Source organism: Amycolatopsis sp. CB00013, from assembly GCF_001905755.1.
Taxonomy (GTDB): domain Bacteria; phylum Actinomycetota; class Actinomycetes; order Mycobacteriales; family Pseudonocardiaceae; genus Amycolatopsis; species Amycolatopsis japonica.
Genome location: NZ_LIWC01000005.1, coordinates 422,311 through 436,322 on the forward strand (window position 1 = coordinate 422,311; position 14,012 = coordinate 436,322).

3 protein-coding genes and 1 pseudogene are annotated in these 14,012 nt (G+C 69.8%); all 4 read right to left on the reverse strand.

Annotation, left to right across the window (positions count from 1 at the left end; all coding sequences use genetic code 11):
- Nucleotides 1-154: 154 nt before the first annotated feature.
- Nucleotides 155-9,462: pseudogene (locus tag AMK34_RS43985) on the reverse strand (amino acid adenylation domain-containing protein).
- A 32-nt stretch (nt 9,463-9,494) separates the two neighbouring features.
- A complete protein-coding gene (locus AMK34_RS32115) occupies nt 9,495-11,447 on the reverse strand; it encodes an ABC transporter ATP-binding protein (RefSeq protein WP_037346384.1) in 1,953 nt (650 codons plus the stop codon).
- 181 nt (nt 11,448-11,628) lie between these two features.
- Complete coding sequence (locus tag AMK34_RS32120) at nt 11,629-12,459, reverse strand: prephenate dehydrogenase (protein ID WP_073847848.1); 831 nt, start codon at nt 12,457-12,459, stop codon at nt 11,629-11,631.
- Between the two features lie 137 nt (nt 12,460-12,596).
- Nucleotides 12,597-13,394, reverse strand: coding sequence for a winged helix-turn-helix transcriptional regulator (locus AMK34_RS32125; protein ID WP_038518287.1), 798 nt, complete (start codon nt 13,392-13,394; stop codon nt 12,597-12,599).
- Nucleotides 13,395-14,012: the final 618 nt, after the last annotated feature.

The window sequence follows — 14,012 nt, forward strand, 5'->3', positions numbered from 1 at the left end:
ACAGGTGCCGGATGCGCCGAAGGGGACTTTCGCCGCATCCCATGCGGCGAAAGTCCCCTTCGTCCAGACACCGTTGGCCCTCACCGGGGTCGTGAGTGGCGTTTCGGGTTCTAACCCGAAACGCCACTCACGACCCCAAGGCGAAAAGCGAGCCTCACACGGTGTCGAACTCCGACTCCAGTTCCTCGATCTCGTCCTTGCCCATGTCGACCAGTTCGAAGTCGGCGGCGGGTTTCCGCGCCGCGGGGACCTCGTCCGGCTCCTCCCCCAATTCGACGAACGACGCGAGCCCCGCCGGGGTCCGGTACTCGAACACCTCCCGCGCGCCGAAGGTCATCCCCTCGCGCCGCGCTCGCGCCGCCAGCTGCATCGAGACGATCGAATCGCCGCCCAGCTCGAAGAAACTGTCGTCCGCTCCGACCCGCGCCAGCCCGAGCATTTCGGCGAACAGCTCGCACAGCAGCCGTTCGATCTCCGTGACCGGTTCCCGGCCGGCGATGTGCCCGCTGAAATCGGGCTCCGGCAACGCCTTCCGGTCGACCTTGCCGTTCGCGTTCACCGGCAGCGCGGCCAGCGCCATCACCACCGACGGCACCATGTACTCCGGCAGCAGCCCGGCGATCCGCTCCCGCAGCCGCACCGGATCCACCCCCGCGCCGGACACGACGTACCCGATCAGCCGTCCATCACGGACCGCCACCACCGCCTGGTCGACGCCCGGCTGGTCCGCCAATACCGCCTCGACCTCGCCCGGTTCCACGCGATAGCCGCGGATCTTGACCTGTGTGTCCGCCCGTCCGGCGAAGACCAGCTCACCTTCGTCGTTCCAGTAGGCCAGGTCCCCCGTCCGGTACATGCGCTCGCCGGACGCGAACGGGTCGGCGACGAACCGTTCGGCCGTCAGCGCCGTCCGGCCCAGGTAGCCGTGCGCCACCCCGGCGCCCGCGATGTACAGGTCGCCCGCGACGCCCGGCGGCAGCGGCCGCAGGAAGACGTCCAGTACATACAACCGCCGTCCCGGATGCGGTTTGCCGATCGGCAGCGTCGTGCCCAGCTCGTCACCGGGCCGGATCACCTTCCACGACGCGCAGAACGTCGTTTCCGTCGGACCGTAAGTGTGGAGCACACGCAGGTCCGGACAGGCCTGCCGCACCCGCTCCACGGCACCGAGCGGCACCACGTCCCCGCCGGTCTGGAAGTACCGCAGCCCCGCGAAACAGTCCGGCTTCTCCTGCACCAGCGCGCGGAACTGCCCGGCGGTGAAGTTCACCGAGGTGAGGCCTTCCGCCGCGTGGGCGGCGAGCCGGTCCGCGTCGATCACGCCAGGGCCGGCGAGGATCACCCGCGCCCCCGCCACCAACGGCACCAAGACCTCGTACAACGCCGGGTCGAACGTGTGCGGCGCGTGCATCAGCACCGCGTCGCCGGGGTGCAGGTCCCACACCTTGTACCCCAGCAACGCCGCGACGCCGCCGTGCGAGACGGCCACGCCCTTCGGCGTCCCGGTCGACCCGGACGTGTACATCACGTACGCCAAGTCGTTCGCCCCGACCGGCACCACCGAAGCCTCACCGGAAACCCGATCGTCGACGAGGATCCGCTGATATCCGGACGGCGTCGCGGTCTCCGCCCGGCACACCACCGCGGCGGCCGAAGAATCCTCCAGCATGAACGCGACCCGCTCGGCCGGATAGTCCGGATCGATCGGCACGTACACCGCCCCGGCCTTCCAGACCGCGAGCCAGGCCGCCAGCAGCTCCGCCGACCTTTCGACCACCACGCCGACACGGTCGCCGCGCCGCACGCCCCGGGCGGTCAGCACCGTGGCGAGTTTCCCGGACCATTCGTCGAGTTCCGCGAACGACCATTCCCGGTCCGCGGCCACGATCGCCGTCGCGTGCGGGGTCCGGTCCACCTGACGGCCGAACATCTCCACCGCCGACGCCGCGTCGACGATGTCGTCCGTCTCGTTCCAGCGCTCGACCACCAGCGCACGCCCGGCGGCGTCCAGTACGTCCAGCCTGCCGACCGGCGTCCCCGGCTCCGCGATGATCTGCTCCAGCACCAGCGTGAGCCCGTCCAGCGCCGCCTTGGCGACGGAGTCTTCGACGACGTCCGCGTGGTACTGCAGCTCGATTTCGAGGCTTTCGCCCGGCATGACACCCAGCGTGATCGCGTACGGCGTCGCCTGGTTGAAGTCCCGCAAGGTCAGGCTGAGCGCGGACGGCGAGTCGCTCGCCGGGTCGGCGTAGTTCTCGAACACGACGATCGTGTCGAAACCCGCCTCGCCCAGCTTTTGGATCTCCGGAAGGCCGAGATGGTGGTGCGCCATCATCTCCGACTGCCGCCCCTGCAGCTCCGTGAGCATCCGCAAGACCGGCTGAGCCGCGTCCAACCGCACCCGCACCGGCACGGTGTTGATGAACAGCCCCACGGTCTGCTCCGCGCCGGGCAGTTCCGCGGGCCGTCCGGAGACCACCGCGCCGAACACCACGTCCTGACGGCGGGAAAGCCTCGCCAGCACCAGCGACCACGCGCCCTGAACGAGCGTGTTGAACGTCAAACCGTTGCCACGAGCGAAATCAGCCAGCGCGGTGGTGAACTCCGGCGAATGACGGACCACCTCGCTCGACGGCAGCCCGTGCGCCTTCCCGGGGTTTTCGGGCAGCCCGAGCGCCGAGCCGTCGGCACCGTCCAGCTCCGTGCGCCAAGCCGCCTTGGCGGCCTCCTTGTCCTGCCTTCCCAGCCAGGCCAAGTAGTTCCCGTAGGAGCCCGGGGCACGCGCGACGCCACCCGTCGCGTAGATCTCCAGGAGGTCAGCCTCCATGATCGCCCGCGACCAGCCGTCGATGAGCAGGTGATGGCTCGTGGTCACCAGACAGTGCTTGTCCGGGCCGAGCCGGATCAGCATCAACCGCAGCAACGGCGGCCGCGTGAGGTCGAACCGCGTGGAGCGCTCCTTCTCCGCGATCACGGTCGCCTCGGCCAGCGCGTCCTCTTCGGACAGATCGGACAGATCCCGTTCGGCCCACGGGAGTTTGACCTCCCGGGGGATGAGCTGGATCGTCTCTCCGTTCTTCCGCCGCTGGAAACTCGCCCGCAGCGCGGCATGCCTGCCGAGCACGATCTCCCAGGACTTCCGGAACCGTTCCGTGTCCAGGGGTCCGTCGATGATCTGCGACTGCTGGATGAGATGGATGTCGGGCGCCTCGTCGTCCAACGAGGCGTGGTAGAGCATGCCCGCCTGCATCGGGGAGAGGGGCCAGACTTCGGCCAGTGCCGATCCAGTGTTCGTCGAAGTGTTCACGATGCCCGGCCTTCGCTGAGTTCCGCTGCCAATGCTTCGAAGCTCTCGATCTCGTCCTGGTCCAATTCGAGGAGACCGAAATCGGATGCGGTGTGCCCGCCCGCGGCGGGGTCTTCCGCTTGGGCGGCCAGCCCGGACAACACGGCCAGCAGTTCCTGGACGAGTCGTTCGATCCCGGCCTCGTCGAACACGCCGTCCGACCATTCGAGCATGAGGATCAGTTCCGGCCCGTCCGGCAGGTCCTGGACGATCGCGTTGACGTCCAGCCCGTGCGGCAGCCGCATGTCCGCGTCGACGGAGCCGCCGATCTCGCCCGTCTGCTGCCAAGCCCGCACGTCGCCACCGCCACCCGCGGCGAACCGCCCGAGGTAGTTGAACCCGATCCGCGCCGACGGCTGCTCCGCCAGCGAGAGCGCGGTCTCGGCGTTGAGGTAGCGCAGCAAGCCGTACCCGAGCCCGTCGCCGGGCACCGCACGCGACTGTTCCTTGACGACCTTCAGCAACGTCCCCGCCGCCGCGTCCCCGGCGAGCACCCCGGCCAGGTCGATCCCGGAGACGTCGAGGCGTACCGGATGCGTGCTGGTGAACCAGCCCACCGTCCTGGACAGATCCATGCCCTCGGCGGGATGACGACCGTGGCCCTCGACGTCCACCAGCACCGAGTCCGTCTCGCTCCACCGCGCCACGGCTCCCGCGAGCCCGGCCAGCAGGACCTCGTGCACACCGCAGTGGAACACCACCGGGGCCCGCCCGACCAGCACCGACGTCTCCGCCGCAGGCACCACCCACGACCGCGAGCGCACCTCGCCGACCGCGGCCTGCTGGGTTCCGGTTCCGACAATCGCCTGCCACGCGGGGAGTTCCGCGACCCGTTCAGCCGAAACGGCCCACTCCTCCAGCAGCCCCGCCCATCGCCGGAAGGACACGCCCACCGGCTCCAGTTCCGGTTTCCGTCCGGCGGCGACGGCCTCGCACGCGGCCTGCAGATCTGCCGCCAGTACCCGCCACGAAACCCCGTCGACCACGAGGTGATGCGCCACCACGATGATCCGGCCCACCCGCTCCGGTCCTGCATCCAACCACACGGTCTGGACGACCACGCCCGCAGCGGGATCCAGCCGTCCGACGGCCTCTCGTGCCGCGGCGGTCTCGTCCAGCTCGCCTTCGACCTTCACCCGCGTGAAAGTCCCGGCCACACCGCGTTCACCGACCACCAGCCGTCCGTCGACGATCCGTGCCCGCAGCATGTCGTGCGTGTCCAGCACCGCCGTCAGACCGGCGGTCAGCGTCTCTTCCGTCAGATCCGCGGGAGCGCCCAGGACGATCCACTGCGCGAAGCCCGGCGCCGCGACGCCGTCGCCGAAAAGCCGCATCACCGGCGTCATCGCGACTTCACCGACACCATCGGCCGCCACGGCCGACTTCTGCTGGGGAACCAGCGTCACGAGCTGCGCGAGCCGTTCGGGAGTCCGGTGCTCGAACACCTGCTTCGGCGTGAGCGAGATACCGTCACGACGCGCGCGGGACGCGACCTGCATGGACGAGATCGAATCCCCGCCCAGCTCGAAGAAGCTGTCCTCGACCCCGGCCCGCGCCAGCCCGAGCACCTCGGCGAAGACCTCGCACAGGATCCTCTCGGCCTCGTTCGCCGGTTCCCTCCCGACCGTCTTCGACGAGAAATCCGGTTCGGGCAACGCCTTCCGGTCGATCTTCCCGTGCGGTGTCAGCGGCAGGACGTCCAGCGCCATCACCGCCGCGGGCACCATGTACGCCGGCATCCGCTCGGCGAGTTCGGTTCGCAGCGCCTCCGGGTCGACGTCGCCCGGCGACACGTAAGCCACCAACCGGCCCTCGCGAACGGTCACCGTCGCTTGAGTGACGCGAGGGTTGTTGGACAGCGCGAATTCGATCTCGCGCGGCTCGACCCGGAATCCGCGGATCTTCACCTGGTCGTCGGCCCGGCCGGCGGACACCAGCTCGTCCTCGTCCGTCCAATAGGCGAGGTCGCCCGTCCGGTACATCCGCTCGCCGGGAACGAACGGATCGGCGACGAACCGCTCGGACGTCAGCGCCGCACGGCCCAGATATCCCCGCGCCACCCCGATTCCGGCCAGGTACAGCTCACCGACGACGCCCCGCGGCAACGGGCGCAGGAACGCGTCCAGCAGATAGCCGCGGACACCGGCGATCGGCCCGCCGAACGGGATGATCTCGCCGTGCGGCGACAGCGGCATGCTCACCGTCGCGCAGATCGTGGTCTCGGTCGGCCCGTAGGCGTTGAGCATCCGGCGGTCGGCGGAAAGCCGGTCCACCAGCCCGGGCGGGCAGAGCTCGCCCGCCGCGGTCACCGTCCGCACCCCGGCCGGGAAGACGTCCACGGTGGCCAGCACCGACGGCGGTGCCTTCACATGCGTGACGTCCCAGCGCTCCAGCGTGTCGCTCAACGACGCCTGCGGCGGCAGATCCTCGTCCGGCGGCATCACCAGCGTCGCCCCGGAAAGCAACGCCATCATCACCTCGGACACGATGGTGTCGAAGCCGAGCGCCGCGAACTGCAGGACACGGGACGACGGCGTCACGGCGAGCCGTTCGATATGCGCCATCGCCAGGTTGCCCAGGCCCGAGTACGTGACGATGACGCCCTTCGGCGTCCCCGTCGAGCCCGACGTGTAGATCACGTACGCCGCGTCGCGCATCCCCACCTTCGGCAAGCTCGCTTCCGGGGCCGCCGCCAGGTCGAGTTCGTCGAGCACGACGATCCGGTCGGCGAAGTCCTCCGGCACCGCATCACGCGTCTTTCGCTGACACACCACCAGCATCGGATCCGCGCTGCCGAAGATCAGCTTCACCCGCTCGGCCGGATACGCGGGATCCACCGGGACGAAGACGCCGCCCGCCAGCGAAACCCCGAGCATCCCGATGAGCCACCACGCGGACCGTCCCGCCACGAGCCCGACCCGGCGTTCGCGGTCGACCCCGCCCGCCCGCAGGACCGCGGCGAACCTCGTCGCCCGGTCCCACAGCTGCGCGTAGGTCAGGTCGCCTTCCCCGTCCGTGACCGCCACCGCGTCCGGCCGCTCGGCCGCCATCCGCCCGATCAGCTCCGGCAGCGGCACGTCGTCCAGCAGCGCGGGTTCCCAGCGGGGCAACGGGATCTCGCCCATTCCGGTCCGCCCGACGAGGGCGGCCGGATCCTCGACGACGGCGCCGAGCGCGCCGACGAACCGGTCCAGCAGGGAATCGGCGACGGCCCGGTCGATCTGCCCGCGCCAGTAGGCGAGCTGGATCCGGAACTCGTCGCCGGGGATCACCCCGACGGTCACCGGGTAGTGCGTCCCCTCGACCGTGCCCAGATACGAGAACTGGTCGGCGAAATCCCGCGGGTAGTTCTCGAACACCAGCAGCGTGTCGAACATCGCGCCGGGTCCGGCCGTCTTCTGGATCTCCGTAAGACCCAGGTGCTGATGCGGCATCAAGGCGACCTGGCGCCGCTGCAGACCGGTGAGCATGTCCACTATGGACTGTGTGCCGTCCAGTGAGACCCGCACCGGGATCGTGTTCATCATCAGCCCCGGCATCGCCTCCACACCGGGAAGTTCGGCGGGACGGCAGGCGACCGTGGTGCCGAACACCACGTCGGTCCGCCGCGCGAGCCGCGCCAGCACCAGCGCCCACGCGCCCTGCACCACCGTCGCCAGCGTCAGGCCGTGGTCGCGGGCGAAATCGGTGAGCCGCGTGCAGAGCTCCGGCGCGAGATGGGTGACGCGGTAGTCGTAGTCCGTCGCCGCGTCCGATTTGGCGACCAGCGCGGGCACGTCGATGTCGGACAGCTCCGCCTGCCACGCCGTGCGCGCCGCTTCCTTGTCCTGCCTGTCCAACCACGCCAGATAGTCGCGGTACGAGGCGGCCGTCCGCTCCGGGAAACCCCCGGCGGTATAGGCCGCCGACACCTCGTTGAGGATCACCGCCACCGACCAGCCGTCGGTCAGGATGTGGTGATTGACCACGAGCAGCCGATGCCGGTCTTCACCGACCTTGATCAGGACGAGCCGGAACAGCGGCGCCTTGGCGAGATCGAACCGGTCCCGCTGCTCCGCCGCGGACAGCGCCTTGACGGCCTCCTCGACGTCCGCGCCGGACAGATCGACCTCGCGCCACGGCAGGTCGACATGACCGGCGACGGCCTGCACCGCCTTGCCCGAAGAGAGCCGGTGGAAGGTCAGCCGGAGCTCGGGGTGCCTGGCGAAGACCGCCTCCCACACCGAACGCAGCCTGGCGACGTCCAGCTCGCCGGTCAGCTCCACGATCCACTGGGTCTGGTAGATGTCGGGACCCTGGTCGTCGAGGGTCGTCTGGAAGAGCAGGCCCGCCTGGAGCGGCGCCAGCGGCCAGACCTCCACGGCGTCCGGGACCGCGGCCGCGAGTTCCGCCTCGTCTTCCGCGGTCAGCTCGATCAGCGGACCGGTGACCTGCTGATCGGCCGCCACGGCACCCGCCACCGCGGCCAGCCGCGCGGGGGTCTGCTCCCGGAAGATCTGCGAAGGCGTCACCAGCAGACCGGCCTTCGCCGCCCGGGCCGCCACGCGCACCGCGAGGATCGAATCCCCGCCCAGCGCGAAGAAGCCGTCGTCGACGCCCGCACCGGCCGAACCGGTCACTTCCGCGAACAGTCCACAAAGGACACGCTCGGTCTCGGTGACGGGTTCGCGTCCGCCGGTCTTCGCCGTGAAGTCGGGAGCGGGCAACGCCGCCCGGTCGACCTTGCCGTTACCGGTGAGCGGCAACGCGTCCACCGTCATCACCACGGCGGGGACCAGGTGGTCCGGCAGTACCGCGCCGAGCCGCTCGCGGACGAGAGCGGGATCGACGTCCGCCACGACGTACCCGATCAGCCGTCCGTCGATCGGCACCACGACGGCCTCGTGGACGTCCGGCTGGGCGGTCATCGCGGCCTCGACCTCGCCGGGTTCGACGCGGAAACCGCGGATCTTCACCTGGTCGTCGACGCGGCCCGCGAAGAGCAGCTCGCCGTCCGGTGTCCATTTCGCGAGGTCGCCGGTCCGGTACATCCTTTCGCCCGGCGCGAACGGATCCGCCACGAACCGCTCGGCCGTCAGCCCTGGCCGGGCGAGATAGCCGTCGGCGAGACCGGCGCCGGACAGGTACAGCTCGCCGACCACGTCCGGCGCCACCGGCCGCAGCGAGTCGTCCAGCACCCAGGCCCGGCGGCCGGAAAGCGGACGGCCGATCGGCAGGACCGAGACCGGCTCGTCCTCGGGTTCGAGCACGAACCAGGTGGCGCACAGCGTCGTCTCGGTCGGCCCGTACAGATGCCGGATCCGCGCGCCCGGCGCGGCCTGCCGGACGCGGTCCACCGCGTGCGCGGGCACCAGGTCCCCACCGGTCAGGATCTCGCGCAAACCCGCGAAGGATTCCGGCGCTTCCTCCGCCACCGCACGGAAACTGCCCGCGGTGAGATGCGCGCGCGTCACCCCGCCCGCGACCGCCTCCCGCAGGCGCCGCGCGTCCACCGGCCCCGGCTCGGCGATCACGACCCTGGCGCCCGACACCAGCGGAACCCAGATCTCGCACAGGGACGCGTCGAAGGAATGCGGCGCGTGCATGAGGACCGCGTCGTCGGGTTCCATCGCCCAGCCGGGATCCCCCACCAGTTCCGCGACGCTGGAGTGCGGGACGGCCACGCCCTTCGGCTTGCCCGTCGACCCGGACGTGTACATCACGTACGCCAGGTCTTCCGGACTCGCCGGGACGGCCGCGGCCTCGCCCGTGTCGTCCGTGACGAGAAGGGACTCGATCCCCGCCGGGACACCGTCGCGTGTCGCGGCGGAGCACAGCATCAGGGACGCGCCCGAATCCTCGACCATGAACGCCACCCGCGGCGCGGGGTACGAGGCGTCCACCGGCACGTAGGCCGCGCCCGCCTTCCAGACGGCGAGCAGCGCCACCAGCAGATCCGCCGAGCGGTCCAGCATGACCGCGACCCGTCCGCCGACACCGACGCCGCGGGCGATCAGCTTCCCGGCCAGCCTGCCCGCGAGCTCGTCGAGCTCCCGGTAGGTGAGGACCCGGTCCCCGTCGGCCACGGCCACCGCGTCCGGTGCCCGGTCCACCTGCCGGGCGAAGAGGGCCGGCACGGTCGACGCGGCCTGCGCTGCGGAACTCATCGTCATCCTCCGTAGACCACGGTGTCCAGCGGTTCAGGCTCTTCGTCGAACTCGTCTTCCTCGGGCTCCGGTTTGGCCGCGTTGTTCTCCGGCCTGGCGAACTGCGTGTGATAGAGCTCCGAGTACAACCCGCCCCGCGCCAGCAATTCGTCGTGCGTGCCGCGTTCACGGACCGTTCCGCCGTCGATCACGAGGATCTGGTCGGCCTCGCGGATCGTGGACAACCGGTGCGCGATCACCAGCGACGTCCGGCTGCGCAGCGCGGTCTTGAGCGCCCGCTGGACGGCGGCCTCCGACTCGGAGTCCAGATGCGCGGTCGCCTCGTCGAGCACGACGACCGTGGGCGCCTTCAGCAACAGCCGCGCGATGGCGAGCCGCTGCTTCTCCCCACCGGACATGCGGTAGCCGCGATCGCCGGTGACGGTGTCGAACCCGCGGGGCAGGGACTGGATCAGCTCCCAGATCTGCGCCCCCTTGCAGGCTTCGATCAGCTCGTCCTCGGTGGCCGTCGGGCGGGCGTAGAGCAGGTTCTCCCGGATCGTGTCGTGGAAGAGGTAGGCGTCCTGGCTGACCACCCCGACCGTCCCGCGGATCGAGTCGAAGGTGAGGTCGCGCAGATCGTGGCCGTCGAAGCGGACCGCTCCCGAATTCGGGTCGTACAGCCGCGACACCAGATGCGTGATGGTGCTCTTGCCGGCGCCGGACGGGCCGACGAGCGCGGTGAGCGTTCCGGCGGGGGCCTCGAAGCTGATGCCGCGCAGGACGTCCGCCGTGACGTCGCCGTGTTCCCGTTTGGTCCGCAGGTGCTCGAGCGACGCCAGCGAGACCTCGTCCGCGGTGGGATAGCGGAACGCCACGTCGTCGAACTCGATACCCGGGGCGACGTCCTTTTCGAGTTCCTTCGCGTCCGGGCGTTCCTGGATCAGCGGCTTCAGGTCGAGCAGCTCGAAGATCCGGGAGAAGCTCACCACGACGGTCTGCGCGGTCTCCTGCATCCCCGACAGCTGCGTGATCGGCCCGAACAGGCGCCCGAGCAGGGTGGCGATGGCGATGAGCGTCCCGAGCTGGAACGCACCGTCGATCACGAGCCCGCCGCCGACGCCGTAGACGACCGCCGTGGCGATCGAGGCCATCAGCGCCATCATGGCGAAGGACATCCGGGCCCAGATGGAGATGCTCACGCCGATCTTGCGGATCTTCCCGGCGCGCGTGCGGTAGTCGGCCATCTCCTCGTCCGGGCGGCCGAAGAGCTTGGAGAGCATCGCGCCCTGGACGTTGAACCGCTCGTGCAGCAGGCCGCCGAGGCCGGCGTTCGTCTCCATCAACGTGCCCGTGCGCCGCTGGATGATCCGGCCCACCCAGATCCAGGGCACGACGAACAGCGGCACCAGCACCAGCGTGACGAGCGCGACGAGCCAGGACAGGTAGAACAGTTCGGCCAGCACCAGCAGGACGGTGACCACGCTGGTGGCCGCCATCAGCAGATGCCCGAACGCCTGCTGCGCCATGATGAGCTCGGTGTGCAGCCTGCCGACCAGCACCCCGGTCTGGGTGCGGGTGAAGAACGCGATCGGCAGCCGCCGGACGTGATCCAGCGCCTGCACGCGGAGGTCGTAGGTGACGCCCTCCCCGATCTTCGCGGAGACGTACGCCGACATCAGCGACAACAACGCGCCCGCGACGGCCAGCCCGGCGGTCAGGACCGCCATCAGGATCACGACACCGAAGTCGTTCTTGAGGATGCCGCCGTCGATGAGTTCCTTCATCAGCAACGGGGTCGCGATGACGACGAACGCCTCCATCGCGGCGATGAGGACGAACAGCGCCACCTTGCCGACATGGGGACGGAAATACGCGAGGACTCTGCGCACCGTCCCGGGGCGGACCCGGTTCGACCAGGGATCGGGGTCGTCATCGCTCTTGGGCGACGCCCCGAAGCGCAACATTACTTCCATTTGGGCATCCCTCTCACGCACGAAGTCGGCGAGCTCAATCGTGCTGAATCGTGTCGATGTCCACGAGTGGCCCCGGGAACACCGCCGTCTGTTCGTCCACAAAGGACTCGCGTGTTCCGCCCCCGAGCACGCGAGTTCCGGCTCCGAACACGCATGGGCGGTACTGAATCACGATGACTTGCTACCCGATGGCCGGGATCCGGCCGTGGCCGTCCACGCCCCGGCGCAGCAGTTCCGTCAGATCATCCAGGTCACCGGCCCGCAGCGCGGTGGCCGCCGCGGCGAGGTCGGCCGCGATGCGGTCGAGCACCGCCGCCACCGGAACCGCGTTGCCAGAGAGAATCCTCCGCCACAGCAAAGGATTTCCGGCCGCGATGCGGGTGACGTCCCGCAACCCCTGCCCGGCGAGGCTCAGGGCGACGTCGTCGCCGCTCGCCAGGCTCGCCGCCACCGCCGAGGCGGCGACGTGCGGGGCGTGCGACACCAGCGCCACCGCCGAGTCGTGCTCGGCGGCGCCGACGGTGACGGCCTCGGCCCCGCACAGCGCCACCAGTTCGCGGGTCAGCCGCAGGGCCTCCGCCCCTGTTCCGGGGCCGGGGCACAGCGCCCAAGGGCGGCCGGCGAACAATCCCGCCCGTGCCGCCGCCGGACCGGATCGCTCCCGCCCGGCGAGCGGATGCCCTGGTACGTAAGAGGTCATGTCGCAGCCGAGGCGCTCCGCGTCGGCGATCGGATCGACCTTGACGCTGGCCACGTCGGTGTACGCCCGCGCCGCGCCCCGCTTCTGGAGTTCGGCCAGCCGTTCCCCCACGAGCTGCGGTGGGACCGCGATCACCGCCAGGTCCACTTCCTCGCCGGTCCATTCGCGCCCGGCGCCGAGCTCCCGCGCCACCCGGACGGCTTGCGCGTCGATGTCGGAGAGATGAACCGCCACACCCTTTTCCCGAAGGGACAACGCGGCCGAAGTGCCGATCAGGCCGGTGCCGACGACAAGCGCCTTCTCGATGGTCACAGCTACTTCTTAGGCCGCCCACCCGGTGATGTCGAGCGACGGGGCCTGGGCACCGCGCAAGAGAAAAGGGGACTTTCACCGCGTGAAGCGGAAAAGTCCCCTTCGCCCCGTCCGTGCCTACCCGATGCCGTCCGCGCTCATCGTGCGGCCAGATCGGTCGCCCGGTTCTCCAGATGATCCGCGAACCCCGCCCAGACCCGGGCGTGATCCCTGGCGAAACCGGCGACCACGCCGTACAGATGCGGCGGGACACCGTGCAGGATCCGTTCCCATTCCTGCCCGTCCATGGAGTGCATGGCGAGCATGCGCAACAGGATCCGGCCGACCTCGCTCAGCCGCAGCGCCGGGTCGGCCTTGAGCCGCTCCAGCACGGTGAGCCGTTCCCGGTCCAGCGAATGACCGAGGTCGGTTTCGGTGAGGCTCAACGGATCCGGCTTGGTCCGCAGTCTCCTGGTCCCGTCCGGGGTCGGGCTCTCACCACGCTCCAGCCTGCCGCGCACGTCCCGCACCGTCTCCGGGGAGATGCCGACCTGCTTGGCGACCTGGCGGAGCGACAGGCCGGGATCGTTGCGGATCAGGTCGGCGGCGAGCTTCCGCCGCTCCGAACTGTCCACTGGACGGATCCGCCCGTCCCGCCCGATCCTGGCGCCGTTTCCGCCTTCGCCGCCACGTTTGCGCAGGTCCGCCACCGTGCCGGCGGAAATGCCGGTCGCCGAGGCCACCCGCCGATCGGACCACTGCGGATGCGTCCCGATGATCTGGACGGCCGCCCGTTTCCGATCCGCGAGCGAAAGCGGCAACCCGTGCCGGATGTTCGCTTCCACCGCGAGGACGAAGGCGTCGGACTCGGCGCCGTCGATGAACCTCGCGGAAATTTTCGTATCGCCCCTGACTCGTGCCGCCTTCAGCCGGTGCAGGCCATCGACCACCTGCATCGTCGGGCGGTGAACGAGAATGGGCGGAAGCTCCCACTCCGCCGACAACAGTGTCTCGACGTGCTCTGGATCCTCGCCCGAAGTCCGCGGCGAACAGGCAGAAGACAGTCTCGACAGCTCGATTTCGACGACAGGGAGAGCGGACAAGTCAACTCTCGTCGGATCCACCTAGCCCCCATTGAATCTGTTGATTCATCAACTATTTGGACACGCCACGAAACCCCACCGTCCAACTGCTCGGCTTCGGCGGTTGGACACCATGAACCCGTCCGATGCCGGCCTCGGCCGTTGGACGGGATGCCCTCGACGGTGAGGATCCCTCAAGCGCCGACGGGCGGAGCCGCGTGCGAGCGGCCCGCCACAACGGTCTCCCAGTTGACCGTTCGGCGCGTATTCCGACGAACTACCGAAGCTGAACGGCATCCTCCCATCGCCCCGACGGCGATCTGCGAGACGAACACTGACGGAACGGCTGCCCGCTTCAGTGCGAGGTCTCGGACATGTCCGATCTTATGGTTCCGGTTCAGAGGTTCGGCGAGTGAAGTCTTTGGTCTGCCTCGTGGTCGCGAGTCACCCGACGCGTCCCCCCTGTCCCCAGTAAAGCGCGCACACCATGTC

What these genes read in the sequence shown, in the direction of transcription:
- AMK34_RS32125 (WP_038518287.1), bottom strand. Translation starts at nt 13,394, where the DNA reads ATGCAGGTGGTCGATGGCCTGCACCGGCTGAAGGCGGCACGAGTCAGG.
- AMK34_RS32115 (WP_037346384.1), bottom strand. Translation starts at nt 11,447, where the DNA reads ATGGAAGTAATGTTGCGCTTCGGGGCGTCGCCCAAGAGCGATGACGAC.